20 protein-coding genes and 1 pseudogene are annotated in these 24718 nt (G+C 73.1%); 14 read left to right on the top strand and 7 right to left on the bottom strand.

Features of this window, described 5'->3' with window-relative positions; genetic code table 11:
* Nucleotides 1-51: 51 nt before the first annotated feature.
* Both EV382_RS16310 and EV382_RS16305 read left to right on the top strand, forming a co-directional pair.
* Nucleotides 52-1833: an ABC transporter ATP-binding protein gene (locus tag EV382_RS16310; protein ID WP_130402895.1), complete on the top strand. Its 1782-nt coding sequence runs from the start codon at nt 52-54 to the stop codon at nt 1831-1833.
* 85 nt (nt 1834-1918) lie between these two features.
* Nucleotides 1919-2668, top strand: a complete 750-nt coding sequence (locus tag EV382_RS16305) for a DUF2470 domain-containing protein (RefSeq protein WP_130402893.1) — start codon at nt 1919-1921, stop codon at nt 2666-2668.
* 31 nt (nt 2669-2699) lie between these two features.
* Here EV382_RS16305 and EV382_RS16300 read toward each other — a convergent pair whose 3' ends face one another.
* The 3 genes from EV382_RS16300 to EV382_RS16290 all read right to left on the bottom strand — a co-directional run bounded on the left by EV382_RS16300 (nt 2700) and on the right by EV382_RS16290 (nt 4894).
* Entirely contained in the window at nt 2700-3296 is a 597-nt protein-coding gene (locus EV382_RS16300; RefSeq protein WP_130402891.1) for a TetR/AcrR family transcriptional regulator, read from the bottom strand.
* Between the two features lie 90 nt (nt 3297-3386).
* Nucleotides 3387-4142: an ABC transporter permease gene (locus EV382_RS16295; protein WP_130402889.1), complete on the bottom strand. Its 756-nt coding sequence runs from the start codon at nt 4140-4142 to the stop codon at nt 3387-3389.
* A complete protein-coding gene (locus EV382_RS16290) occupies nt 4139-4894 on the bottom strand; it encodes an ABC transporter ATP-binding protein (protein ID WP_130402887.1) in 756 nt (251 codons plus the stop codon). Before EV382_RS16290 ends, EV382_RS16295 begins: the two co-directional genes overlap by 4 nt.
* A gap of 586 nt (nt 4895-5480) precedes the next feature.
* Here EV382_RS16290 and EV382_RS33515 point away from each other — a divergent pair.
* The 4 genes and pseudogenes from EV382_RS33515 to EV382_RS16275 all read left to right on the top strand — a co-directional run.
* Nucleotides 5481-5759, top strand: a pseudogene (locus EV382_RS33515) (phosphoribosyl-AMP cyclohydrolase); the annotation flags it as partial.
* A gap of 201 nt (nt 5760-5960) precedes the next feature.
* Entirely contained in the window at nt 5961-6386 is a 426-nt protein-coding gene (gene hisI / locus EV382_RS33510; protein WP_130408877.1) for a phosphoribosyl-AMP cyclohydrolase, read from the top strand.
* A gap of 58 nt (nt 6387-6444) precedes the next feature.
* On the top strand, nt 6445-7998 hold the full coding sequence (locus tag EV382_RS16280) for an anthranilate synthase component I (protein ID WP_130402885.1): 1554 nt from the start codon (nt 6445-6447) through the stop codon (nt 7996-7998).
* The gene (locus EV382_RS16275) at nt 7995-8591 is read left to right on the top strand and encodes a Trp biosynthesis-associated membrane protein (RefSeq protein WP_130402883.1); all 597 of its coding nucleotides are present in this window, start codon (nt 7995-7997) and stop codon (nt 8589-8591) included. Before EV382_RS16280 ends, EV382_RS16275 begins: the two co-directional genes overlap by 4 nt.
* A gap of 18 nt (nt 8592-8609) precedes the next feature.
* Here the strand turns inward: EV382_RS16275 and EV382_RS16270 are convergent, their stop codons facing one another.
* Nucleotides 8610-8879, bottom strand: a complete 270-nt coding sequence (locus EV382_RS16270; RefSeq protein ID WP_130402881.1) for a hypothetical protein — start codon at nt 8877-8879, stop codon at nt 8610-8612.
* A gap of 489 nt (nt 8880-9368) precedes the next feature.
* On the opposite strand from EV382_RS16270, the gene trpC reads away from it, so the two are divergent.
* The 3 genes from trpC to trpA are packed head-to-tail and all read left to right on the top strand — an operon-like array spanning nt 9369 to nt 12254.
* A complete protein-coding gene (gene trpC / locus EV382_RS16265; protein ID WP_030334428.1) occupies nt 9369-10172 on the top strand; it encodes an indole-3-glycerol phosphate synthase TrpC in 804 nt (267 codons plus the stop codon).
* 38 nt (nt 10173-10210) lie between these two features.
* Nucleotides 10211-11449 carry a tryptophan synthase subunit beta gene (gene trpB / locus EV382_RS16260; RefSeq protein ID WP_130402879.1) on the top strand — a complete coding sequence of 413 codons (1239 nt, stop codon included), beginning with the start codon at nt 10211-10213 and terminating at the stop codon, nt 11447-11449.
* A gap of 1 nt (nt 11450) precedes the next feature.
* Complete coding sequence (trpA, locus tag EV382_RS16255) at nt 11451-12254, top strand: tryptophan synthase subunit alpha (protein ID WP_130402877.1); 804 nt, start codon at nt 11451-11453, stop codon at nt 12252-12254.
* Nucleotides 12255-12301: 47 nt separating this feature from the next.
* Here trpA and EV382_RS16250 read toward each other — a convergent pair whose 3' ends face one another.
* Nucleotides 12302-12886 (bottom strand): NUDIX hydrolase, encoded by a 585-nt coding sequence (locus EV382_RS16250; RefSeq protein ID WP_130402875.1) that lies wholly within the window; start codon nt 12884-12886, stop codon nt 12302-12304.
* A 102-nt stretch (nt 12887-12988) separates the two neighbouring features.
* Here EV382_RS16250 and lgt point away from each other — a divergent pair, with 102 nt between their 5' ends.
* A complete protein-coding gene (gene lgt / locus EV382_RS16245; protein ID WP_130402873.1) occupies nt 12989-14167 on the top strand; it encodes a prolipoprotein diacylglyceryl transferase in 1179 nt (392 codons plus the stop codon).
* 15 nt (nt 14168-14182) lie between these two features.
* The gene (locus tag EV382_RS16240) at nt 14183-15370 is read left to right on the top strand and encodes an FAD-dependent oxidoreductase (protein ID WP_130402871.1); all 1188 of its coding nucleotides are present in this window, start codon (nt 14183-14185) and stop codon (nt 15368-15370) included.
* Nucleotides 15371-15388: 18 nt separating this feature from the next.
* Here the strand turns inward: EV382_RS16240 and EV382_RS16235 are convergent, their stop codons facing one another.
* A complete protein-coding gene (locus EV382_RS16235) occupies nt 15389-16234 on the bottom strand; it encodes a GNAT family N-acetyltransferase (RefSeq protein ID WP_130402869.1) in 846 nt (281 codons plus the stop codon).
* A 144-nt stretch (nt 16235-16378) separates the two neighbouring features.
* On the opposite strand from EV382_RS16235, the gene gltB reads away from it, so the two are divergent.
* The 3 genes from gltB to EV382_RS16220 all read left to right on the top strand — a co-directional run bounded on the left by gltB (nt 16379) and on the right by EV382_RS16220 (nt 24186).
* Nucleotides 16379-21082, top strand: a complete 4704-nt coding sequence (gltB, locus tag EV382_RS16230; protein ID WP_130402867.1) for a glutamate synthase large subunit — start codon at nt 16379-16381, stop codon at nt 21080-21082.
* The gene (locus EV382_RS16225) at nt 21075-22610 is read left to right on the top strand and encodes a glutamate synthase subunit beta (protein WP_130402865.1); all 1536 of its coding nucleotides are present in this window, start codon (nt 21075-21077) and stop codon (nt 22608-22610) included. The genes gltB and EV382_RS16225 overlap by 8 nt, the downstream gene beginning before the upstream one ends.
* A 178-nt stretch (nt 22611-22788) precedes the next feature.
* Nucleotides 22789-24186, top strand: coding sequence for an MFS transporter (locus tag EV382_RS16220; RefSeq protein ID WP_244236723.1), 1398 nt, complete (start codon nt 22789-22791; stop codon nt 24184-24186).
* Between the two features lie 55 nt (nt 24187-24241).
* Here EV382_RS16220 and EV382_RS16215 read toward each other — a convergent pair whose 3' ends face one another.
* Entirely contained in the window at nt 24242-24502 is a 261-nt protein-coding gene (locus EV382_RS16215; RefSeq protein ID WP_130402861.1) for a hypothetical protein, read from the bottom strand.
* Nucleotides 24503-24718 lie beyond the last annotated feature (216 nt).

Here is a 24718-nt window from a genome sequence, read left to right as displayed (position 1 = left end):
GAGGAGTGCAGCGCAGCGGAGCCCCGCAGTCGCGAACGAAAGGCCGGCACGGTGAGTGTTCAGACCGAAGAGCGGGTTGAGCGGGACGAGACGACCTGGCAGACCCTGCGGCGGGGGCTGGCGCTCTCGCCGGAGCTGCGGATCGGTCTGGCCGGCACGTTGGCGCTGGCGTTGGTCTACATGGTCGGTCGGGTCGCCGTGCCGGTCGCCGTGCAGCAGGGCATCGACCGGGGTCTGGTCGGTGGTCTGGATCTGAACGTGATCTGGACGGTGGTGGCGATCACCGCGGCGATCCTGACGATCACCACGCTCTGCGGCTACCTCATGATGCGCCGGCTGTTCACGGTCAGCGAGACGGCGCTGGCGAACGTCCGGACGCGGGCGTTCCGGCACGTGCACGACCTGTCGATGTTGCACCAGCAGTCGGAGCGGCGGGGGTCGCTGGTCTCGCGGGTGACCAGCGACGTCGACCAGATCACCCAGTTCCTCCAGTGGGGCGGGGTGATCCTGCTGGTCAACCTCGGTCAGCTGGTGGTCACCACGGCCGTCATGCTGGCGTACTCCTGGCAGTTGACGCTGGTGGTGCTGGCCGCGTTCCTGCCGGCGGTGTTCGTCATCCGGCAGTTGCAACGCCGCCTCGGCACGGCGTACGCGGTGGTGCGCCAACGCACCGGGACGCTGCTCGGCGCGATCGGCGAGAGCGTGGTGGGCGCGCCGGTGATCCGGGCGTACGGGATCGCCGGGCGCACCGAGCGGCGGCTGGACGAGGCGATCGACCGGCAGCGTCTGGCGCAGCAGCGGGCGATTCGGATCAGCATCGTGGGCAGTTCGGTCGGGGAGTTGGCGGCGGGGCTGGCGTTGGCCGGTGTGGTGGTGCTCGGCGTGGTGTTGGGGGTGGACGGCACGCTGTCGATCGGCCAGCTGACCGCGTTCCTGTTCCTGGTGACGCTCTTCATCCAGCCGGTGCAGATCGCCACGGAGGTGCTCAACGAGGCGCAGAACGCGATCGCCGGCTGGCGTCGGGTGTTGGACGTGCTGGACGTCGCCCCGGATGTGGCCGACCCGGGTGAGCAGGGGCGGGAGTTGCCGGGCGGGCCGTTGGACATCCGGTTCGCCGGTGTGCGGTTCGCCTATCCGGGTGGTCCGCCGGTGCTGCACGACATCGACCTGGAGATTCCGGCGAAGAGCCGGGTGGCGGTGGTCGGTGAGACCGGCAGCGGCAAGACCACGTTCGCCAAGTTGCTGACGCGTCTGATGGACCCGTCGGCCGGGGCGGTGCTGCTGTCCGGGGTGCCGTTGACGGACGTCCGGTTCGATTCGTTGCGTTCCCGGGTGGTGATGGTGCCGCAGGACGGGTTCCTTTTCGATGCGACGGTGGGGGACAACGTGCGGTTCGCCCGCCCGGAGCTGACCGACGAGCAGCTGAGCACCGCGTTCACCGAGCTGGGCCTGTCGGACTGGTTGGAGGGTCTGCCGGCGGGCCTGGACACCCCGGTCGGGGAGCGCGGCGAGGCGCTCAGCGTCGGTGAGCGCCAGCTTGTCGCGTTGGCCCGCGCGTACGTGGCCGACCCGGATCTGCTGGTGCTCGACGAGGCGACCAGCGCGGTGGACCCGGCGACGGAGGTGCGGTTGCAACGCACGCTGGACGCGGTCACCCGTGGTCGGACCACCCTGGCGATCGCGCACCGGCTCTCCACGGCGCAGGCCGCCGACGAGGTGATCGTGGTGGACCGGGGTCGGGTGGTCCAGCGTGGCCCGCACGACGAGCTGGTGGGCGACGCCGACTCGGTCTACGGCCTGCTCTACGCCTCGTGGCTGGAGCAGACCCGGTGAGGTGTGGTGGTGTGGTGGACGTCGACGGGTGGGTGCTCTAGGCTCCGGGTTAGGTAAGCCTAACCTCTGAAGGAGGTCGCGCCCCATGCGGCCCAACCCCGCCGAGATCGTCCGTACCCTCGTCGCCGGCCGCCTGCCCGGTCTGGTGCATCTGGCCCACCGGCCAGGCCCGCACCACGCCCGGCACGTCACCGACTCGGACGGGCGGGTGCTGCTGCTGGTGCCGGTGGCCAGCCACCTGGCCGCCGCCCTGCAACCGGCGGCCGGGGGCAGCGACGTCGCGGTGGTGCTCGACGTGCTCGACCTGCCGCCCGCCGCCGGCTCGCCCGGCCTGGGGCGGGCCTGGGTGTCCGGCTGGGCGGGCGAGCTGCGCGGCGACGAGGCCCGCCACGCGGCGGTCGACTTCGCCACGGTGGAGCCGACCGGCGACCTGCTCGATGTGGGCACCCGGTTCCGGCTGTTCCGCTTCGAGGTGGTCGAGGTCCGCTGGGAGCGGGCCGGCGTCGTGCGCCGGGTCGACCCGGTGGAGTACGCCGAGGCCGAGCCGGACCCGCTGCACCCGGTCGAGGCTCGCCTGCTCGCCGACCTCGCCGAGTGCCACGGCGCTCAGGTCACGGAGTACCTGCGCCGGCAGCTCGGGTTGACCGAGCAGGCCCCGGACGGACCGCCGCGGGTGGTGCGCATCGACCGCTACGGGCTGGTGGTCGCCCTCGGCCGCCCCGGTGCCCGGCGTCGGGTCCGGCTGGCCTTCCCGGGCCCGGTGGCCGACCCGGCCGAGTTGCCGCGGCTGCTGCCACCGCTGCGCCGCACCGCCGACGCCGGTCCGCCGCGCTGAGCAGGCCGCGCTGCCGGCCGCCGGCGTCGGGTCAGCTCGGCAGCGGGCCGGTGAGGTAGCGCTGGATCGTGGGACCGATCGCGGCCACCAGGGTCTCCAGGTCCGCCGACGCGACCGGCTCCAGGCGTACCACGTGCCGCATCATGGCCAGCCCGATCATCTGGGTGGCCACCAGGGAGCCCCGCAACGGCAGCTCGGCCGGATCGACGTCGAGGTTTTCGAGCACCCGGCGCAGCACCTGGGTGGTGACGAACTCACGCAGCAACCGCGCGGTCCACTCGTTGCTGACCGCCGAGCGCATCAGCGCCACCCCGGCGCTGCCGGCGGGGGAGTCCCAGACGCCGAGGAAGGTGCGCACCAACCGCTCACCGACGGCGTCCCGGTCACCGGCGAGCGCCTTCGGCACGACCTGACCAGGGTCGATCGGGAAGTTCATCGCGGCCAGGAAGAGCTGGTCCTTGCTGCCGAAGTAGTGGTGCACCAGCGCCGGGTCGACCTCCGCCGCGCCGGCGATGGACCGGATCGAGGCGGCGTCGAAGCCACGTTCGGCGAACGCCGTCCGCGCCGCGTCGAGAATCGCCTCCCGGGTGCCCGGTCTGCCGGGTCGCCGGCCGGTTCGCCGCGTCATCGCCGCCCTTCGTTCGTCCGCCTGGACCCGTCGTGAGCCGGCTCGGCCCACGACGGGATCAGTTGCCGCGCTGGTCACCGCTCCTGGCGGTCAACCGCTGCGTCGGCGCAGGGTGGCCGCCGCGAGCACCAGCGCCAGCACCACCGCGCCGAACACCACCGCCACGTCCCGCCACATCCGGCCGGTCGGCTCGGCGTGGGCGCCGACCTCCTGCAACGCCTCGATGGCGTACGACAGGGGGAAGGCGTCACTGAGCGCCTGGAGCCAGCCGGCCATCTGGTCGCGGGCCACGAACAGCCCGCAGAGCAGCAGTTGGGGGATCACCACGACTGGCAGGAACTGTACTGCCTGGAACTCGGTGCGCGCGAAGGCACTGCACAGCAGCCCGAGGGCGACGCCGAGCACGGCGTCGAGCACGGCGATCCCGAGCACCAGCCCGATGCTGCCGGCGGTGTCCAGGTCGAAGACCCAGTACGCCACGGCGGCGGCGACGGCGGCCTGCACGGCGGCTGCCAGCCCGAACGCGATGCCGTACGCGAAGAGCAGATCGAGCTTGCCCAGCGGTGTGGTGAGCAGCCGCTCCAGCGTCCCCGAGGTGCGTTCCCGCAGCATGGCGATGCTGGTCACCAAGAACATGATCACGAAGGGGAAGATGCCGAGCATCACCAGCGCGACCCGGTCGAAGGTCGTCGGCTGACCGGGCGGGGTGGGCTGGTCGGCGTACATGAAGTAGACCAGGGTGAGCAGGACGGCCGGCACCACCACGAGCAGCGCGATGGTCCGCCGGTCGTGCCGGAGCTGCCGCAGGATGCGGCCGGTGGTGGCGGCGAGGATGCGCGGGTTCATGCGGTCTCCCGTTCGGCGGTCGCGTCGGTGCTGCCGGAGGTGGCCTCGCCGGCCCGGATGAGCCGCAGGAACGCCTCGTCGAGGTCGTCCACACCGGCGGCGGCACGGATCGCGGCCGGGCTGTCGTCGGCGATCAACCGCCCCTGGCGGATCAGCAGCAGGCGGTCGCAGCGCGCCGCCTCGTCCATCACGTGGCTGGACACCAGCAGGGTGGTGCCGGCGGCGGCCATCGCGTGGAACCGAGCCCACAGGTCGGCCCGCAGCACGGGGTCCTGACCGACGGTCGGCTCGTCGAGGATGACCAGCTCCGGCTCCCCGACCAGGGCGCACGCCAGGGAGGCTCGGCTGCGTTGACCGCCGGACAGGGTGCCGACCAGTTGACCGGCCGCCTCGGCCAGCCCGACATCGCTGATCGCCCGGTCGGCCTCGGTGCGCCCACGCCCGTGCAGGGCGGCGAAGTAGCGGGCGTTCTCCCGGACGGTCAGGTCGGCGTAGACGCTCGGCGCCTGGGTCAGGTAGCCCACCCGGTGCCGCAGCGCGGGGGTGCCGGCCGGTTGGCCGAGCACGGTGACCGTGCCGCCTTTGACCACCTGCACCCCGACCACCGCGCGCATGAACGTGGTCTTGCCGCTGCCGCTGGGGCCGAGCAGCCCGGTGACCGCGCCGCGCGGAACGCGGCAGCTGATGCCGTCCAGCACCGGTCGCCCACCTCGGTCGACGACCAGGTCCCGCACGGCTATCGCATCGTCCATCGCACACCTCCACAAAAACTCATCACCTGTTGAACTCAACGCTAGGTGAAATGCTGCGTCCAGCGCAACGCGCCAAACCGGCCTCCGTCGCACGGAGCGCGAGAACGGGCAGTAGGCTCCGGACCGGACACGAAGTCCGCCAACGGGCATTGCGTACCGATCGGACGTACGGCACGATGACGCGGTGGGTCACGCTCCGTTACCGGATAGCGGTTTCTTCGAGGATTGGGCCGCGCGGTTGCGGCAGGCCGCCGAGCGGCCGGTGGTCGGCATCCTGTTGCGCGGCAGCCACGCCCGCCGTGCCGCCACCGCGCACAGCGACGTCGACCTCGACGTGCTGGTTGGCGGCGCCCCGTACGCCGCCCGGCGGGCCTACCTGGCCGAGTCCGCAGGCCAGGTCACCCACGTCTCGGTGGCCGCCCGCGACGTCCGGTCCTGGGTGCACCGGCTCGGCGAACCGGCCGACTGGGCGTTCGGGCTGCCGGTCACCGCGCCGGCGCGGCTGCTCTGGGCCGACCCGCAGTGGCGGCCCCGGATCGACCTGCCGGTGCTCTGCCAGCCCGCCGAGCCACCCCGACTCGAAGAGATGATCGCCACGCTGGGTAAGGCCGCCGCCGCCCGCGCGGCCAATGACCGCCTCGGCGTCCGGCTCGCTGTCGCCGACCTGGCGCGGCTCTGCCCCTCAGTGCTGCGCCCGGCCAACCCGTCCGTGCGGGTGCACTCCCGCCGGGAGGCCTTCGCGGCGGCCCTGGAGCTGCCGGTGGCCCCACCCGGCTACCGGGCGGACATGCTGCTCTGCCTCGGGCTGCGTCCGGGCGCCACCGGGCAGCTCTGGGCCGCCGCCGTGCGGCTGGTCGCCGGCACACTGCCGTTGATCCGCCCGTACGCCGAGGAGATCGCGGAGGCGGCCGGAGCGGACCTGGCCGCCGCCCTGGTCGACGGCCGGCTGGATCGCTACGTCGCCCAGCTGGCCCGACCGGCCGGGCCCGCGCCCCGGCCCTCGGCGCCACCACCCGGGCGGGAGCGGTCGGCGGTGCCCGCGCCGCGTGCGGGAGAATTGCTGACTGTGCCCGTACCTGACCCGCCGGTGACCGGCGTCCCCAGCGACCCGAACGAGCAGCCCGCGCCCGCGCGACCGTCCCGGCTCGATCCGGCCATCGCGGCCCAGCTGCGCCGCACCGCCGACGGCTTGGTCGCCGCCGTGGTGCGCGCGCACGACTCCGGTGAGGTGCTGATGGTCGCCTGGATGGACGACGAGGCGTTGCACCGCACCCTCACCACCGGCCGGGCCACCTACTGGTCGCGCAGCCGACGCGAATACTGGGTCAAGGGCGCCACCTCCGGGCATCACCAGTACGTGCGGTCGGTCGCCCTGGACTGCGACGGGGACGCGCTCCTGGTGACCGTGGACCAGGTCGGTGCGGCCTGCCACACCGGCCACCGGACCTGCTTCTTCACCGAGCTGCCCGTCACCACCCCGGAGGCCCGGTGAGCGCGAGGAGTGCAGCGCAGCGGAGCCCCGCAGTCGCGAACGAAAGGCAGGCCCGGTCATGACCGACGGCGCCCTCAACCCGGACCTGGCCACCTTCACCGAGTTGGCCGCCGGCTGGCGGGTGGTGCCGGTCACCCGACGGTTGCTGGCCGACGCGGAGACCCCGGTCGGGGTCTACCGGAAGCTGGCCGGCGGACCGGGCACGTTCCTGTTGGAATCGGCTGAGCAGGGCGTCGGCTCGGCCGGCATGGCCTGGTCGCGGTACTCGTTCATCGGTGTCCGCAGCAGCGCGACCCTGATCGAACGCGACGGTGTGGGGACCTGGCTCGGTCAACCGCCGGCCGGGTTGACGACCGAGGGTGACCCGGTGCGGATGCTGCGGGAGACGGTGGCGGCGCTGGCCGGCCCGGTCGGGGACCCGTCCGACGGTCTGCCGCCGTTGACCGGGGGCATGGTCGGCTACCTCGGCTACGACCTGATCCGGCGCTTCGAGCGGTTGCCGGAGCTGACCGAGGACGACCTGGGCGTCCCGGAGCTGGGCATGATGCTCGCCACCGACCTGGTGGTGCTCGACCACTACGACGGCTCGGCGATCCTGGTCGCCAACGCGGTGCTGCCGCCGGTGGACGCCCCGGACCGCGCCCCGCAGGTCGCCGCCGCCTACCACCACGCGGTGGGTCGGTTGGACGCGATGACCACGGCGCTGTCCCGCCCCATCCCGCCGATGATCTCCACCGTCGAGCGTCCGCCGGCCGGCGACGTGCTCTGCCGTACGCCCGACGGCGGCTATCCGAAGGCGGTGGAGGCGGCCAAGGAGGCGATCCGGGCCGGCGAGTGCTTCCAGATCGTGCTCTCCCAGCGCTTCGAGCGGACGACCCACGCCGACCCGCTGGACGTCTACCGGGTGCTGCGCACCAGCAACCCCAGCCCGTACATGTACCTGCTGCGCTTCGACGGGTTCGACATCGTCGGCTCGTCCCCGGAGGCGCACCTGAAGGTCACCGGGGGCGCGGACGGGCGGCGTCGGGCGTTGCTGCACCCGATCGCCGGCACCCGGCCGCGCGGCGGCACGCCCGCCGCCGACGCCGCGCTCGCCGCCGAGCTGCTCGCCGACCCGAAGGAACGGGCCGAGCACGTGATGCTGGTCGACCTCGGCCGCAACGACCTGGGTCGGGTCTGTCAGCCCGGCAGCGTGGAGGTGCCCGAGTTCGCCACCATCGAGCGGTACAGCCACGTCATGCACATCGTCTCCACCGTCACCGGCACGCTGCGCGACGACCAGACCGCTTTCGACGCGCTGGCCGCGACCTTCCCGGCCGGCACGCTCTCCGGGGCGCCCAAGGTGCGCGCCATGGAGATCATCGAGGAGTTGGAGCCCGTCCGTCGTGGCCTCTACGGCGGCACCGTCGGCTACTTCGGCTTCGGCGGGGACCTGGACATGGCGATCGCCATCCGGACCGCGCTCATGCGCGACGGTCGCGCGTACGTCCAGGCCGGGGCGGGGGTGGTCGCCGACTCGGACCCGGCCGCTGAGGACCAGGAGACGCGGAACAAGGCCGCGGCCGTGCTGGCCGCGATCGCGGCCGCCGAAACCCTCCGGCCAGCGCGATGAGCGTGGGCGGCGGGGAGCGGTCCGGGGTGGGCCGGCGTGCGTTGACGTACGCGGTGCTGCTCTGCCTGGCCGGCGCGGGCCTGGCGTTGTGGGCGGCCACGCGCAGTTGGTCGGTCGAGTTGACGGTGCGTCCGGCGCCGCTGCCGCCGGTGCGCGACACCCGCAGCGGTGCGAGCCTGCTGCCGTGGCTGCCGGCGTTGGCCCTGGTGAGCTTGGCCGGGGGCGGCGCGGTGCTGGCCACCCGGGGCCGCCTGCGTCAGGTGCTCGGTGTGCTGCTCGGCGTGCTCGGTCTGGCCGTGGCGGCCGGCGGCGGGTACGGGTTGGTAGCCGACCTGGGCGGCCCGGTGAGCCGGCAGTGGCCGGCGCTGTGTCTGCTCGGCGGCCTGCTGGCCGCCGCTGGTGGCTGGTGGACGGCAGTGCGGGGCGGGAACTGGCCGGCGATGGGCGCCCGGTACGAACGTCCGGCGCGGACCACTCCGGAGGCGGAGTCGGCGCGGCGTGACCCGGAGGGGCCGCCGACGCCGTTGGCGGGGCGGCGGACCACCGAGGCGTGGGACGCGCTGGACCGCGGCGAGGACCCGACGGCCGACTGACGTGCTGGCCGGCGGCGCTCAGCCGACGGGTTGGCGCTCCCACTGGGCGCGGCTGCTGGCGGCGCGGGCGGCGGTCAACTCGGCGACCAGGCGGTTCAGTTCGGCCCGTTGATCGGCGCGGGCCCGGTCGGCGCAGACCGCCTCCCAGGCGTTGCCCCGTGCCGTCCGCATCCGTCCCTCGCCCACCACGGCCCGTTCCACGGTGTGCACGACTCCGACGGCGAGCGACGCCACCGTCCGTGAGATCGTGGTCAGGCCGATGGTCGGGTGCGGCTCGGAGTTGCTCATGGTCACCTCGCACGAGGAGTTGTGGCGGCCGGGGCAGGCGCGCCATCGAGTCTGCCCGAGGACGATGCTCGCCCGTCGACGTTTCGCCGCGGTGACCGCCCGGTCAACTGTCCCGCCTCGGCCGTGACCAGGGACCGTCCGTTCGGCCTTGAGCTTGCTCACAGAATCGACGGACATCGTTGTCGTCGGGTGCCAAGCGGCGACTGGTGGCATGATCGATGGATCGGCCCGGGTCGGACCGCGGCCACCAGGCTCCGTGTTCCGCGACGGTGGTCGATACCGGAGGTGGCGCTGCGTGACAAACCGTTCACGGCAAGTCGGCCATTATGCCGCAGCCCTTTTCGTGAGCAGCGCCATACCCCCGGGCATTCGTCATCGGTCGGCTGCCCCTAGCATCGGCCCATGACGCCCGGAGAGGGGAGTCCGTTCGTGACTGCTGAGCATGCGCACGCGGAAGGGGACGAGGCCGGCCAGGCAGCGTCCGTCAGCGTGCTCGACGAGATCCTGGCCGGCGTACGTGAAGACGTCGCCCGACGTCAGGAGCAGGTTCCGCTGGAGCGGATCCGTGAACTGGCAGCGGCGGCGCCGCCGCCGATGGACGCCTACGCGGCGCTGCGTAAGCCCGGCGTGGCCGTGATCGCCGAGGTGAAGCGCTCGTCGCCGTCCAAGGGTCGGCTGGCCGAGATCGCCGATCCGGCCGACCTCGCGGTCGACTACGCGGCCGGCGGGGCGCGGGCGATCAGCGTGCTGACCGAGGGGCGCTGGTTCGGCGGTTCGCTGGACGACCTGGCAGCCGTCCGTGCCGCGGTCACCGTGCCGGTGCTGCGCAAGGACTTCGTGGTCTCCAGCTACCAGATCCACGAGGCCCGTGCGCACGGCGCCGACCTGGTGCTGCTGATCGTCGCCGCACTTGAGCAGAACGTGCTGATGGGCCTGCTGGAGCGGATCGAGTCGCTGGGCATGACGGCTCTGGTCGAGGTGCACGACGAGGAAGAGGCCGACCGTGCCCTGGAGGCCGGCGCGCAGGTGATCGGGGTCAACGCCCGTGACCTGCGTACCCTTGAGGTTGACCGGTCGGTGTTCGAGCGGATCGCGCCCGGCCTGCCCAGCAGCGTCGTCAAGATCGCGGAATCCGGCGTGCGCGGCCCGCACGACCTGATCCGGTACGCCTCCGCGGGCGCTGACGCGGTCCTCGTGGGCGAGGGCCTGGTCACCCAGAAGAGCCCTCGCGAGGCGGTCGCCGAGTTGGTCAACGCCGGCAACCACCCGGCGACACCCCGGCCGGTGCGCTGACCCCGCGCCGGTCTGACGTTCCAGCGAGAGGATTCCCGATGAGCGCCGACGCGCTGGCCCCGGTGGCCGGCCCGCAGCCCGACTCCGCCGGCCACTTCGGCCGCTTCGGCGGTCGGTTCGTTCCCGAGGCCCTGGTGGCCGCGCTGGACGAGCTCGACGGGGCGTGGCGTACGGCCATGGCGGACGAGTCCTTCCGGGCCGAGTTCGGCGCGCTGCTGCGCGACTACGCCGGCACGCCGTCGCTGCTCTACGAGGCCCGGCGGTTCTCCGCGAAGGTCGGCGCCCGGGTGCTGCTCAAGCGGGAGGACCTCAACCACACGGGTGCGCACAAGGTGCGCAACGTGCTCGGCCAGGCGCTGCTCACCAAGCGGATGGGCAAGACCCGGGTGATCGCGGAGACCGGTGCCGGCCAGCACGGTGTCGCCACCGCGACCGCCGCCGCCCTGTTCGACCTGGAGTGCGTGGTCTACATGGGCGAGGTCGACACCGAGCGGCAGGCGCTCAACGTGGCCCGGATGCGGATGCTCGGCGCGACAGTCGTTCCGGTCACCAACGGTTCGCGCACCCTCAAGGACGCGATGAACGAGGCGATGCGCGACTGGGTGGCCAACGTCGACGAGACGCACTACCTGATCGGCACCGCCGCCGGCCCGCACCCGTTCCCGGCGATGGTGCGCGACTTCGTCCGGGGCATCGGTGACGAGGCCCGCCAGCAGTGCCTGGACCTCACCGGCGGGCTGCCGGACGCCGTCACCGCCTGCGTCGGTGGCGGCTCCAACGCGCTCGGCATCTTCCACGCGTTCGTGGGCGACGAGGCGGTGCGGTTGTACGGCTTCGAAGCAGGTGGGGACGGGGTGGCCACCGGCCGGCACGCGGCGAGCATCACCGGCGGGTCCGCCGGGGTGCTGCACGGCACCCGCACCTTCGTGTTGCAGGACGCCGACGGGCAGACCCTGGCGTCACACTCGATCTCCGCCGGTCTGGACTACCCGGGTGTCGGCCCGGAGCACGCGTGGCTGCACGACACCGGTCGGGCGAACTACCTGCCGGTCACCGACGACGAGGCGATGGCCGCGTTCGAGCTGCTCTGCCGTACCGAGGGCATCATCCCGGCGATCGAGAGCGCCCACGCGCTCGCCGGCACCGTCGCGCTGGCCCCGAAGCTCGCCGCCGAGCTGGGCCGGGAGCCCACCATCGTGGTCAACCTGTCCGGGCGGGGCGACAAGGACGTGCACACCGCCGGCGACTACTTCGGCATCCTCGACAAGGAGCGGTGAGATGAGCCGGATCGGGGTGGCCTTCGACAAGGCCCGCGCCGACGGACGGGCACTGCTGGTCGGCTGCATGCCGGCCGGGTTCCCGACCGTCGAGGGCAGCATCGCGGCGATGACCGCCATGGTCGAAGCCGGTGTCGACGTCATCGAGGTGGAGATCCCGTACTCCGACCCGGTGATGGACGGTCCGGTGATCCAGAAGGCGAGCGACATCGCCCTGGCCGGCGGCGTCCGCACCGCGGACACGATGCGCATCATCGAGGCGGTGGCGGCCACCGGCGCTCCGGTGGTCACCATGACCTACTGGAACCCGGTCGAGCGGTACGGTGTGGACGTCTTCGCCCGTGACCTCGCCTCGGCCGGCGGCACCGGCCTGATCACCCCGGACCTCATCCCCGACGAGGCCGACGAGTGGCTGGCCGCCTCGGACGCGCACGGGTTGGACCGCACGTTCCTGATCTCGCCGTCGTCCACTGACGCCCGGCTGGCGATGACGGTGCGGCACTGCCGGGGCTTCGTCTACGCGACCGCCGTGATGGGGGTGACCGGTGCGCGGGCGCGTACCTCCGACGCCGCCCCGACGCTGGTGTCGCGGGCCCGCGCGGTGACCGACCTGCCGGTCGGCGTCGGTCTCGGTGTGGGCACCGGCGCGCAGGCCGGCACCGTCGCCGGTTACGCCGACGGGGTGATCGTGGGCAGCGCGTTGATCCGGTGCCTGCTCGACGCGCCCACCGAGGCCGACGGGCTGGCGGCGCTGCGCACGCTCAGCGCCGAACTGGCCGAGGGCGTCCGTAACCCCACCCGCTGACCGCCGCGCCGGGGGCATGCTCGCGGCCCGGGATGCTGTCGAAAGTGTCAGGGCCGCATGGAACTGCCCGCAGCCTCGCCGCGTTGCTCCGGTGGCTGTCCCGCTCCCGGCCGGCCGCCCTGGCCAGCCGCCGGTTGACCCTCCTGAACGGGGAGGGTCGCTGCGGGTGGCGCGGCGGCGGGCCCGCAGGGGACGTCACGGAGCACGCCGGAACGACCGGCGGCCGCGTCGGTGACGGCGGCCCGGGTGAGCGGGGTGACCACCTCGGGCAGCGCGTCGGGGAAGTGCCAGGACAGCCGGCAGCCCGGCGGTGGGTCGGTGGCGGGTCGGACCCCGGCCGCGCGAGCCCGGAACACGTGCACGAGGACGTCCGGCGGCGGCCCGGCGCGCCCGGCCGCCGCCTCGCCCGGCGGGTTGGCCAGGTGGTAGGCGCCGACCAGGTCGATCAGCTCGATGTCCCACCCGGTCTCCGCGCGGATGTCCCGTAGGGCCGCCCGCACCGGGCCCTCCGCCGGGCGCAGCCGCCCGCCGGGCAACGCGTAGCGGCGCGCCCCCCGGCCCTGCTGGCAGAGCAGCACCCGACCGGTGTCGTCGGTGACGACCGCGGCGACCGCCCAGGTGAGCGCGCTCATGGACAAAGAGCCTACGACGGTGCAAACCAGAAGTCACCGGGATGCCCGCACCCGTGGCCCGGGGTGCCGCTGCGGGGGTGTGCAGCGGTAGCGTGTGCACCCGTGACCCTCGCCTCGCTCCCCCCCCAGGCGGCCCTGCCCAGTCCCAGCACCGCGGTCTGGCAGCTCGGGCCGGTGCCGATCCGGGCCTACGCGCTCTGCATCATCGCCGGCATCGTGCTGGCCTGTTGGGTGACGGAGCGCCGGCTGCGGCAGCGCGGCGTCGCGCCCGGCGCGGTGCTCGACATCGCCGTCTGGGCGGTGCCCGCGGGCATCATCGGCGCCCGGATCTACCACGTCGTCACCTCGCCGGAGAAATACTTCGGCGCCGGCGGGGACCCGATGAAGGCGTTCGCCATCTGGGAGGGCGGTCTCGGCATCTGGGGCGCGGTCGCCGGTGGCGCGGTCGGTGCGTGGATCGCGGCCCGACAGCTCGGCATCCCGTTGAGTGTGGTGGCCGACGCGCTGGCCCCCGGGCTGCCGTTGGCCCAGGCGGTCGGCCGGCTCGGCAACTGGTTCAACAACGAGCTGTTCGGTGGCCGGACCACCCTGCCGTGGGGCCTGGAGATCCATCGGATGGACCCGGACAACCCCGGGCACGCGCTCCGCGACGACGCCGGGCAGCCGATCCTCGAACCAGGTCTCTACCAGCCGACCTTCCTCTACGAGTTGCTGTGGAACCTCGGCGTCGTGGCGCTGGTCCTCCTCCTCGACCGCCGGCTCAAGCTGGGCCGGGGCCGGGCGTTCGCGCTCTACGTGATGGGTTACACCGCCGGCCGGTTCTGGATCGAGCTGATGCGCACCGACGAGGCCAACCAGATCCTCGGCGTCCGGCTCAACGTCTGGACCGCCGCCCTGGTCTTCCTCGGCGCCCTGATCTACTTCGTCCGGGTGCGTGGCCCGCGGGACTACCTCATCCCGATCGGCCCGGCGGCGACGACCCCGCCCCCCACGTCCGACCTGTCCCAGGTCGACCTGTCCGCGCGGGAGACCCCCACCCGGGCCGCCGCGCCGGAGGGCTACCGGGTGGTGAGCGAGGAGCAGTACGCCGCCTGGCAGGACACCGGCGTCGTACCGCCGGCCACCGACGACGATTCCCGGCCGGATGACGGCGAGCCGTCCGGCGACGCGGCCGCCGCGGACCTCACGTCGAGCGACGACGAGTCGGCGGACGACCCGTCCACCGCTCGCACCGACCGGGCCGACGCCACCGGCGCGCGTCCCGCCGACCGGGACAGCTGAGCGGGGGCGACACCGATGCGAAGCGCGGTGGTGGTCGGCGCAGGGGTCGGTGGCCTCGCGGTGGCCGGCGCGCTGGCCCGTTCCGGCTGGCAGGTCACCCTGCTGGAACGCGCCGAACGGGTCCGCCCCGAGCCGACCGCCGTGGTGCTCTGGCCCAACGGTGTCCGGGCGTTGCAGGCCCTCGGCCTCGGTGCCGGCCTGGCCGCCATCGCCACCCCGTTGCCGGATGGCGGGGTCCGCCGCCCGGACGGGCAGTGGCTCGTGCAGCCCCGACCCATCCCGGCCGACCGGATGCCGGTGGTGGTGCACCGGGAGGATCTGCACGACGCGCTGATCGCCGGCCTGGGCGACCGGGTCGAACTGCGTACCGGGGTGACCGTGCGCCACGTCCGTGTCGAGCCGGGTGAGCGACCGGGAGTCAGCGACGGGCGGCACACCATCGAGGCCGATCTGGTGGTCGCCGCCGACGGCACGGACAGCGGCATCCGCCGCCAGCTCGCGCCCGAGTCGCGCGTGGTCAGCTCCGGGTGCGCCGCCTGGCGGGCCGTCATCCCCTGGTACCAGGCGCCTCGACTCCCCGACGACCAGCCGCTGGCCGGTGAGATCCTCGGCGCGGGTTACCGGTTCGTGGCCGCGTCGCTGGGCGAGCGCGGCTCCTCGGGCGGGTCCACCCGGGGTGGCATCTACTGGGTGGCCACCGCCGCCGGCGCGCCACGCCCGGAACCACCGGAGACCCAGCTCGCCCTGCTGCGCCGCTGGTACGCGGGCTGGCCCGCCCCGGTCGGCGCGCTGCTCGACGCCACCGACCCGGCTGACCTGGTGCAACAGGAGGTTCGCGAGCTGCGCCCGTTGCCCCGGGCGTACGGCTTTCCGGTCGGGCCCGGCGGGGTGGTGCTGCTCGGCGACGCGGCGCACGCCATGCCGCCGCACCTCGGTCAGGGCGCCTGCCTCGCGTTCGAGGACGCCGCCACGCTCGCGTCGCTGCTGCGGGAGGCCCGGTTGCCGGACGCCGTTCAGGCGTACGACCGGGTGCGCCGCCCCCGGGCCGCGACCGTGGTCCGGCAGACCCGGCGGATGTCGGCGGTGCTCCAGACCCGGGGCCGGTTGGCGCTGCGCGCCCGGGACGCCGCGCTGGGCACGATCAACTCGCGGCTGCTCTCCAGCGCCGCGGCCTCCGCCGCCCAGTGGCGTCCGCCGACCTGACCTCGGTCGCGGGGCAGGTCAGGGGATGAGGGCGGCGGGTTCGGCGATGCAGGCGGTGCCGATGCGGCGGAATCCGACCCGGAGGTAGACCCGCGCGATCTCGTCGCTGCCCGCGGAGAGGAAAACCAACTCGGTGCCGGCCGCCAGCAGTTCCCGGGCCAGGGTGGCGGTGAGCGCGGCGCCCAGCCCGCGTCGTCGGGCGGACGGCAGGGTGGCCACCCCGGCGATCTCCGCGACGTCATCCACCCGCATCGCCATGCCGCTGGCCAGCGCGCCCTCGGTCGGTGTGCCGACCAGCGCGGAGATCCGTCGACCGTCCGCGATGCGGGCGCGCTCCTCGTCGAGCGCGGCCAGTTCGAGTTCGGTGACGGCGGCGTCGCGTTCGGCCGGACCGGCCTCGCCGGGCGCGGTGCCGGGGGCGGCGAAGGACACCGCTGCCACCGCGCGTCGGGCGGCGACATCGGCGGCGAAGTCGGGGGAGTCCGCGCTCAGCACCCGTACCGCCGCGTCGGACAGCGTCGCCGGGTCGGGCAGCGCGCTCGGGTCGAGCACCATCAGCGGTGCCTCCAGCACGTGCAGCCCCGCCGAACGGGCCACCGCCAGCAGTTCAGGGGTCGTCTCGTGCACCCACTCGAAGGCTTCCGGCAGGCCCAGCTTCCGCTGGCGCTCGCGGACCGAGGCCACGTCGGCCAGCGACGGCGGCTCGCTGGCGTCGATCCGGGGGCGGGCGTAGAACGGCCAGCCGGCACCTTCGCGGACGAACAGCACCAGGCTGCCATGCTCCTCAGCAGCGGCGACGTCACGGGGCACCGCGTCGTAGAAGCGTTCCAACCGGTCGAAGACGTTCTTGTGTAGCGGATCCACCGCGCGAGACTACACGTCCCAGCCAGTGGACGGTGTGATCAATCTCAGGTGGTCGTGCGACCCCGGCCCTAACGTAGACTCAATAGACCCACGGGCCGACGTCGTCCCCACCATGATCCAACCTGAGTGACGACAGGAGGCCCGGTGGCTCAGCCGTACGCGGAAACAGCCCAGCCGCATCCGCACAGCCCGCAGGCGTCCCCGACGCCCCACCCCCGTCCGGCCGCCCAGGGCCTCTACGACCCCGCGCAGGAGCACGACGCCTGCGGTGTGGCCTTCGTGGCGGACCTGCACGGCCGACGTTCCCACTCGGTCGTCGCCAACGGGCTCGGCGCGCTCTGTCGACTGGACCACCGAGGCGCTCGTGGCGCGGAGCCGAACACCGGCGACGGCGCCGGCATCATGATCCAGGTGCCCGACGCGTTCCTGCGCGCGGTGACCGGCCTCGCGCTTCCCCCGGCCGGCGAGTACGCCACCGGGCTGGTCTTCCTTCCCGACGACGATGCCGCCGAGGCGCGGGCCCGACGGGTGATCGAGAAGTACGCGCTGGTCGAGGGCGCCGACGTGCTCGGATGGCGGGACGTGCCGATCGACCCGAGTGACCTGGGCGAGACCGCGCTGGCGGCGATGCCCCGGGTCCGGCAGCTCTTCCTGGCCGCGCACCGCCTCACCGACGCGCCGGACGGGCCGGCCGGTTCCCCGCTGCGCGGCATCGATCTGGACCGGGTGGCGTTCTGTCTGCGTAAGCAGGCCGAGCGGGAGACCGCCGAGCGCGGCGTCGCGGCGTACTTCCCGTCGCTGTCCAGCCGCACCATGGTCTACAAGGGCATGCTCACGCCCGACCAGTTGCCGGCGTTCTACCCGGACCTGCGCGACGAGCGGATGGACAGCGCGATCGCGCTGGTGCACTCCCGGTTCTCCACCAACACCTTCCCGTCCTGGCCGCTGGCGCACCCGTACCGGTTCATCGCCCACAACGGAGAGATCAACACGATCCGGGGCAACCGCAACTGGATGCAGGCCCGCGAGGCGCTGCTGCGCTCGCCGAACGTGCCGGGCAACATCCGGCGGGTCTTCCCGGTCTGCACCCCCGCCGCCTCCGACTCGGCGAACTTCGACGAGGTCCTGGAGCTGCTGCACCTGGCCGGGCGGAGCCTGCCGCACGCGGTGCTCATGATGATCCCCGAGGCCTGGGAGAACGACCCGGGGATGGACCCGGCCAAGCGGGCCTTCTACCGCTTCCACGCCAGCCTCATGGAGCCGTGGGACGGTCCGGCGTCGGTGGCCTTCACCGACGGCGAGATCGTCGGCGCGGTGCTGGACCGCAACGGGCTGCGTCCGGGGCGCTGGTGGCAGACCGACGACGGGATCGTGGTGCTCGGCTCCGAGGCGGGCGTCCTCGACCTCGACCCGGCGCACGTGGTCGCGAAGGGGCGGCTCCAGCCGGGCCGGATGTTCCTGGTCGACACCGTCGCCGGGCGGATCGTGCACGACGAGGAGATCAAGTCCGAGTTGGCCGCCGCCCAGCCGTACGGCGAGTGGCTGCACGCCGGGCTGATCGAGCTGAACGACCTGCCGGCCCGTGAGCACACCGTCTACACGCACGACTCGGTGCGCCGCCGGCAGCAGACCTTCGGCTACACCGAGGAGGAGCTGAAGATCCTGCTCGGGCCGATGGCCCGTACCGGCGTCGAGCCGCTCGGCTCGATGGGTACGGACACCCCGATCGCCCCGCTGTCCACCCGGCCGCGGCTGCTCTACGACTACTTCCACCAGCTCTTCGCCCAGGTGACGAACCCGCCGTTGGACGCCATCCGCGAAGAGTTGGTGACCAGCCTGGCGTCGACAATCGGGCCGGAGGGCAACCTGCTCGATCCGGGCGCGGCGAGCTGCCGGCAGATCGTGCTCCCGCACCCGATCATCGACAACGACGAGCTGGCGAAGATCCTCTCCATCGACGAGGACGGTGACCTGCCCGGCTTCAAGGCGGTCCGGGTCTCCGGGCTGTACCGGATCCGGGAGGGTGCCGCCGGGATCAAGGCGCGGCTGACCGAGATCTGCCGGCACGTCTCCGAGGCGATCGAGGACGGCGTGCGCATCCTGGTGCTCTCCGACCGGGACTCCAACGCCGACCTGGCCCCGATCCCGTCGCTGCTGCTCACCGCGGCCGTGCACCAGCACCTGGTACGCGAGCAGACCCGCACCCAGGTGGCGCTGATCGTCGAGTCCGGCGACTGCCGGGAGGTGCACCACGCGGCGGTGCTGATCGGCTACGGCGCGGCGGCGGTGAACCCGTACCTGGCGTTCGAGTCGGTGGAGGACATGATCTCCACGGGCGCGCTCGTCGGGGTGGAACCGGCCGGCGCGGTGCGCAACTACGCCAAGGCGCTCGGCAAGGGCGTCCTGAAGATCATGTCCAAGATGGGCATCTCGACCGTGTCGTCGTACTGCGGGGCGCAGGTCTTCGAGGCGGTCGGCCTGGACAGCCGGCTGGTCGAGCGCTACTTCCGGGGCACCCCGAGCCGCATCGGCGGGGTCGGTCTCGCGGGCGTACACGCCGAGGTGGCCGCCCGGCACGCGCTGGCCTGGCCGCCGGCCGGCACCGTCAGCTCCTCCCGGTTGGAGGTCGGCGGCGAGTACCAGTGGCGGCGCGAGGGTGAGCTGCACCTGTTCAACCCGGAGACGGTCTTCCTGCTCCAGCACGCCACCCGCAGCCGGCAGTACGACGTCTTCCGGCAGTACACGGCGAAGGTCGACGCGCTGGCCGCGCAGGCCGGTTCACTGCGCGGGCTGTTCACCCTGCGTACCGGGGTCCGCCCGGCGGTGCCGATCGAGGAGGTCGAGCCGGCCACCGAGATCGTCAAGCGGTTCGCCACCGGCGCGATGTCGTACGGGTCGATCTCGGCGGAGGCGCACGAGACGCTCGCCATCGCCATGAACCGGCTCGGCGGGAAGTCCAACACCGGCGAGGGCGGCGAGGACGTCGAGCGACTGCACGACCCGGCCCGCCGGTCGGCGGTCAAGCAGATCGCCAGCGGCCGGTTCGGTGTGACCAGCGAATACCTGGTCAACGCCGACGATCTCCAGATCAAGATGGCCCAGGGCGCCAAGCCGGGTGAGGGCGGTCAGCTGCCCGGCAACAAGGTGTGGCCGTGGATCGCCCGGACCCGGCACGCCACCCCCGGGGTGGGTCTGATCTCCCCGCCGCCGCACCACGACATCTACTCCATCGAGGACCTCGCCCAGCTGGTGCACGACCTGAAGTGCGTCAACCCGGCGGCCCGGGTGCACGTCAAGCTGGTCAGCGAGGTCGGTGTCGGCACCGTCGCCGCCGGCGTGGCGAAGCTCAAGGCGGACGTCATCCTGATCTCCGGCCACGACGGCGGCACCGGTGCCTCCCCGATGAACTCGCTCAAGCACGCCGGCACCCCGTGGGAGCTGGGGCTGGCCGAGGCGCAGCAGACGCTGCTGCTCAACAAGCTGCGCGACCGGGTCACCGTGCAGGTCGACGGTCAGCTCAAGACCGGCCGGGACGTGCTGATCGCGGCACTGCTCGGCGCGGAGGAGTTCGGCTTCGCGACCGCGCCGCTGATCGTCGAGGGCTGCGTGATGATGCGGGTCTGCCACCTGGACACCTGCCCGGTCGGCATCGCCACCCAGAACCCGGTGCTGCGGGAACGCTTCACCGGTAAGCCGGAGTTCGTGGAGAACTTCTTCCTCTTCCTCGCCGAGGAGGTCCGGGGTTACCTGGCCGAGTTGGGTTTCCGGTCGATCGAGGAGGCGATCGGGCAGTCCGAGCTGCTCGACGTGGCCCCGGCGGTGTCGCACTGGAAGGCGCACGGGTTGGACCTGGCGCCCGTCCTGCACCTGCCGGAGCTGCCCGCCGACGCGGCGCGACGCGGGGTCCGCGCGCAGGATCACGGCCTGGAGCAGGCACTCGACAACGAGCTGATCGCGTTGGCCCGTCCGGCTCTGACGGACGGGGCGCCGGTGCGGGTCGAGGTCGCGGTGCGCAACGAGCACCGCAGCGTCGGCGCGATGCTCGGCGGTGAGGTGACCCGTCGCTTCGGTGGTGCCGGTCTTCCCGAGGACACCATCGAGTTCGTGCTGCACGGCACGGCGGGGCAGTCGTTCGGCGCGTTCCTGCCGCGCGGGGTGACCCTGCGCCTGCACGGCGACGCCAACGACTACGTGGGCAAGGGGCTCTCCGGTGGGCGGCTCGTCGTCCGTCCGGACGCCGCCGCGCCGTTCCTCGACCCCGACGCCGAGCCGGGGCGGCGCGCCGAGGATCAGATCATCGCCGGCAACACCATCCTGTACGGGGCCACGGCGGGCGAGGTCTTCCTGCGTGGCCGGGTGGGGGAACGGTTCGCGGTGCGCAACTCCGGCGCGATCGCCGTGGTCGAGGGCGTCGGCGACCACGGCTGCGAGTACATGACCGGCGGCACGGTGGTGGTGCTCGGCGCGACCGGCCGGAACTTCGCGGCCGGCATGTCGGGCGGCACGGCGTTCGTGCACCACCTGGACCGCGCCCGGGTCAACCCGGAACTGGTCGACCTGATGCCGCTCGGCGAGCAGGAGCAGGCGCTCCTGCACGAGCTGGTCCAACGGCACGTGGCCGAGACCGGCTCGGCGGTCGCCGAGGAGTTGCTCAAGCGCTGGCCGGAGGCGGTGGCCGAGTTCACCGCTGTGGTACCCCGCGACTACCGCCGGGTGCTGGAGATCATGCGGGCCGCCGAAGCAGCCGGCCGCGACGTCGACGACGCGGTGATGGGCGCGCTGAGCGCACCCGCCGCGGCGGCCCCGCCCGCCCCGCGGGTGGCTGCCCAGGAGGTGGCACGTGCCTGACCCGAACGGTTTTCTGCGCTACGACCGGCGGCTGCCGGCCCGTCGTCCGGTGCCGGTGCGGATCAGCGACTGGCGGGAGGTGTACCCGCCGGCCGGTGAGGAACTGATCCGTGAGCAGGCCACCCGATGCATGGACTGCGGCATCCCGTTCTGCCACGACGGCTGCCCGCTGGGCAACCGCATCCCGGACTGGAACGACCTGGTGCGTACCGGCAACTGGGACGCCGCGGTGGAGTCGCTGCACGCCACCAACAACTTCCCGGAGTTCACCGGCCGGCTCTGCCCGGCGCCCTGCGAGGCGGCCTGCGTGCTCGGCATCTCCGGCGGCCAACCGGTGACCATCAAGCAGGTCGAGGTGGAGATCGCGGACGCGGCCGCGGCGCGGGGGTTCACCCCGCGTCCGGTGCCGGCGCCGTCCGGCCGGTCGGTCGCCGTGGTCGGTTCCGGGCCCGCCGGCCTCGCCGCCGCCCAGCAACTGGCCCGCGCCGGTCACGCGGTGACGGTGTACGAGCGCGACGACGCCATCGGTGGCCTGCTCCGGTACGGCATCCCCGACTTCAAGTTGGAGAAGCGGCACATCGACGCCCGGTTGGCCCAGCTCACCGCCGAGGGGGTGCGCTTCCGCACCGGCGTGAACGTCGGGGTGGACGTCACCGCCGAGCAGTTGCGTGCCGAGCACGACGCGGTGCTGCTGGCCTGCGGGGCGTTGCAGGGCCGGGACACTCCGGAGACCCCGGGGCGGGCGCTTCGGGGCGTACACCAGGCGATGGCGCACCTGGTCGCGGCGAATCGCGCGGTCGCCACCGCGGCCACCGATCAGGCTGGCGTGGTGGCCACCGGCGAGCGCCGGCTGGCGCGGGCGGTGTTGCCCGACGGCAGCCCGATCGACGCGGCCGGCAAGCACGTGGTGATCATCGGTGGCGGTGACACGGCGGCCGACTGTCTCGGTGTCGCCCACCGCCAGGGCGCCGCGGGTGTGCACCAGCTCGACCTGTACCCGCAGCCGCCGCAGGAGCGCGACGAGGCACGGGACCCGTGGCCGACGTGGCCGTGGATCCTGCGCAGCTACCCGGCGCACGAGGAGGGTGGCGAGCGGGTCTTCGCCGTGGCGGTGCAGGAGTTCGTGGACGACGGCACCGGTCAGGTGCGGGCGGTGCGGATCGCCGAGGTGACGGTGGAGAAGCGCGACGGACGTCGGGTCGTCACGGTGGTACCGGGATCGGAACGGGAGCTGCCGGCCGACCTGGTGCTGCTGGCGATCGGCTTCGAGGGCACCGAGCAGCAGCCGCTGCTGGCCCAACTCGGTGTGGCCCGCAACGCTCGGGGTGCCATCGACGCCCGCGACGACTGGCAGACCGATGCGGACGGGGTGTTCGTGGCCGGTGACATGCACCGGGGCGCTTCGCTGATCGTCTGGGCCATCGCCGAGGGGCGGGCGGTGGCGGCCGCCATCCACACCTACCTGGGTGGTGTCGGCGCGTTGCCGGCTCCGGTGGGTCCGGCCGCGCAGGCGCTGGCCGTTCGCTGAGCCGAGGGCGTCCGGCCGGTGCGCGGGTTGCCGCCGCACCGGCCGGACATTCCCGCCGGTGAGTCCACTCACAAATATGGGCAAATAGGTTTAAGCCGGCAAGACTTGTTGGCTGCCGAACCGCCTTGCGATCGGCCGGAATGATCATGCTGCCGATCGCTGGAGGTTCGTCGTGGGCATGGGTGCCACCTTCGCCGCACTGCGCCACCGCAACTACCGGATCTGGGCGCTGGCTGGCTTCGTCTCCGTCATCGGCACCTGGATGCAGGTCCTCGGAGTCAACTGGTACGTGCTGAAGGCGACCGGCTCGGCCACCTCCATGGGCTTCGCCGTGCTGCTCCAGGCGGCACCCACGTTGCTGCTCAGCGTCTGGGGCGGTGTGCTGGCCGACCGCCTGCCGGCCCGCCCGCTGCTGATCACCGCCCAGCTGGCCCACGCGACGCTCGCCGCCGGACTGGCGGCGGTCGCCCTGACCGGGGTCGGCGGCCTGCCGCTGATCTTCGCGATCTCCCTGGCCACCGGTGCCGTCTCGGCGATCGAAGGCCCGGTGATGGGGCGCTGGGTGTCCAGCCTCGTCGACCGGGAGACGCTGGGTAACGCCCTGGCGCTCGGCTCGCTGACCAACTCCGCCGGCCGCATCCTCGGGATGAGCCTCGGCGCGGTGGTGGTCGCCGCCGTCGGCCCCGCCCTGCTGTTCGGCATCAACGCGGCCAGCTTCGCCGCCGTGGTGGTGGCGCTGTTCGCCGTCCGCCCGGGCGTCGTACCCGGCTTCGCGGTGGCGGCCGTCGACCGGACTCGGGACGGTGTCCGCGCCGGGTTCGCCTACCTACGGGGGCAGCCGGTGCTGCTCCTCGCGCTCGCCCTGTCGTTCGTGCTCGGCAGCCTGGGCCGCAACTACCAGGTGACCATGGCGGCGATGAGCGACGGGCCGCTGGACTCCGGCGCCTCCGGGTACGGCTTCCTGTCGACCGTCTTCGCGGTCGGCACGGTGGTGGGTGCGCTCGTCGCGGCCCGTCGGCGCTCCCTGGGGTACCGGACCCTGGTCGTCGCGGGTCTGCTCGCCAGCGGGTTGCAGATCGTCGCCGGCCTCGCGCCGGGCACCTGGAGCTTCGCCGCCGTGATCCTGCCGATCGCCGCCGCCGCGGTGGTCATCGACACCACCGTCGGCACCCGCGCCCAGCTCGACACCGATGCCGCGATGCGCGGCCGGGTGCTCGCCGCCCTGGCGGTCACCGGCTCGGTGTCCGCCGCGGTCGGTGCCCCGCTGCTCGGCTGGCTCGCCGAACACGCCGGACCGCGTCAGACCCTCGTCCTCGCCGGATCCGCCGCGGCGATCGCCACGGCGGCGGCGGCCGTCGCCCTGGACCGGCAGCGCGGCCGCACGGAGACCCTCGCGCTGGTCACACCCCGGCCTCGCCATCCGGTACGCCGAGCGGCGTTCCGGGCCGCCCGCATCGTCCGGCCCGCCGGGGCGGTCTGTGCCATCGCGCCCGCCGACGCCGGGGTGACCCGGTCAGGAGTCACCGTCCGGCTCCGGGAGCTGACCACGGCCGGCCAGGCGGCCCGCCGCGGATAGCGCGTACTGGATCGTTGGCCGGGTGTGTCGTACCGCGGCTCAGTGGAACACCTTCTCAGGCCCGGTGCCGCCACCAGAGGTTCCAGCCGCCCGCGTCGCGCTTCGCGCAGTAGAAGTAGTCGCCGTTGATGATTCCGTTGGGGTTTCCGTAGGTGTACGTGTTCCGGTGCTGCGCCTCGCCCAGGCACAGGTAGTAATCCCAGATGTTCTGACGAATGATGTCGTTGACGTACACCGCTGTCGCGCGGGTGGTAGTGGGCTCGGCAGAGGCTGAACCGGCCGCGCCCGGCAGAACGCCGAAGGCCATCGCTCCCACGAGGAGGGAGGGTGCGACAGCGCGAAGAACTCTCTTCTGGATCGACAAAACTTCTGTCCAATCTGGTCGGTGGTTGACTTGGTTTGGGCTGACGGCCAAGTCGGGCGGCGGTAATCGTCTGTTGTGGTGAGCCGCTGCGGGCTGCTGCCTCTGCGCCTTCCGTTGATCTACCGGCATCCGGTGTATTTGTATCCGACCTGCTCGAACAGCGAAACA

This window comes from Micromonospora violae, assembly GCF_004217135.1.
Lineage (GTDB): Bacteria > Actinomycetota > Actinomycetes > Mycobacteriales > Micromonosporaceae > Micromonospora > Micromonospora violae.
The sequence above is the reverse complement of the archived record's forward strand: the minus strand, read 5'-3'. Positions and strand labels throughout refer to the sequence as shown.

Excerpts from the sequence above, each read along its gene's own strand:
- EV382_RS16305 (WP_130402893.1), top strand. The coding sequence starts at position 1,919 with ATGCGGCCCAACCCCGCCGAGATCGTCCGTACCCTCGTCGCCGGCCGC.
- EV382_RS16300 (WP_130402891.1), bottom strand. The coding sequence starts at position 3,296 with ATGACGCGGCGAACCGGCCGGCGACCCGGCAGACCGGGCACCCGGGAG.
- EV382_RS16295 (WP_130402889.1), bottom strand. The coding sequence starts at position 4,142 with ATGAACCCGCGCATCCTCGCCGCCACCACCGGCCGCATCCTGCGGCAG.
- EV382_RS16290 (WP_130402887.1), bottom strand. The coding sequence starts at position 4,894 with ATGGACGATGCGATAGCCGTGCGGGACCTGGTCGTCGACCGAGGTGGG.
- EV382_RS16280 (WP_130402885.1), top strand. The coding sequence starts at position 6,445 with ATGACCGACGGCGCCCTCAACCCGGACCTGGCCACCTTCACCGAGTTG.
- EV382_RS16275 (WP_130402883.1), top strand. The coding sequence starts at position 7,995 with ATGAGCGTGGGCGGCGGGGAGCGGTCCGGGGTGGGCCGGCGTGCGTTG.
- EV382_RS16270 (WP_130402881.1), bottom strand. The coding sequence starts at position 8,879 with ATGAGCAACTCCGAGCCGCACCCGACCATCGGCCTGACCACGATCTCA.
- trpB (WP_130402879.1), top strand. The coding sequence starts at position 10,211 with ATGAGCGCCGACGCGCTGGCCCCGGTGGCCGGCCCGCAGCCCGACTCC.
- trpA (WP_130402877.1), top strand. The coding sequence starts at position 11,451 with ATGAGCCGGATCGGGGTGGCCTTCGACAAGGCCCGCGCCGACGGACGG.
- EV382_RS16250 (WP_130402875.1), bottom strand. The coding sequence starts at position 12,886 with ATGAGCGCGCTCACCTGGGCGGTCGCCGCGGTCGTCACCGACGACACC.
- EV382_RS16240 (WP_130402871.1), top strand. The coding sequence starts at position 14,183 with ATGCGAAGCGCGGTGGTGGTCGGCGCAGGGGTCGGTGGCCTCGCGGTG.
- EV382_RS16220 (WP_244236723.1), top strand. The coding sequence starts at position 22,789 with ATGGGTGCCACCTTCGCCGCACTGCGCCACCGCAACTACCGGATCTGG.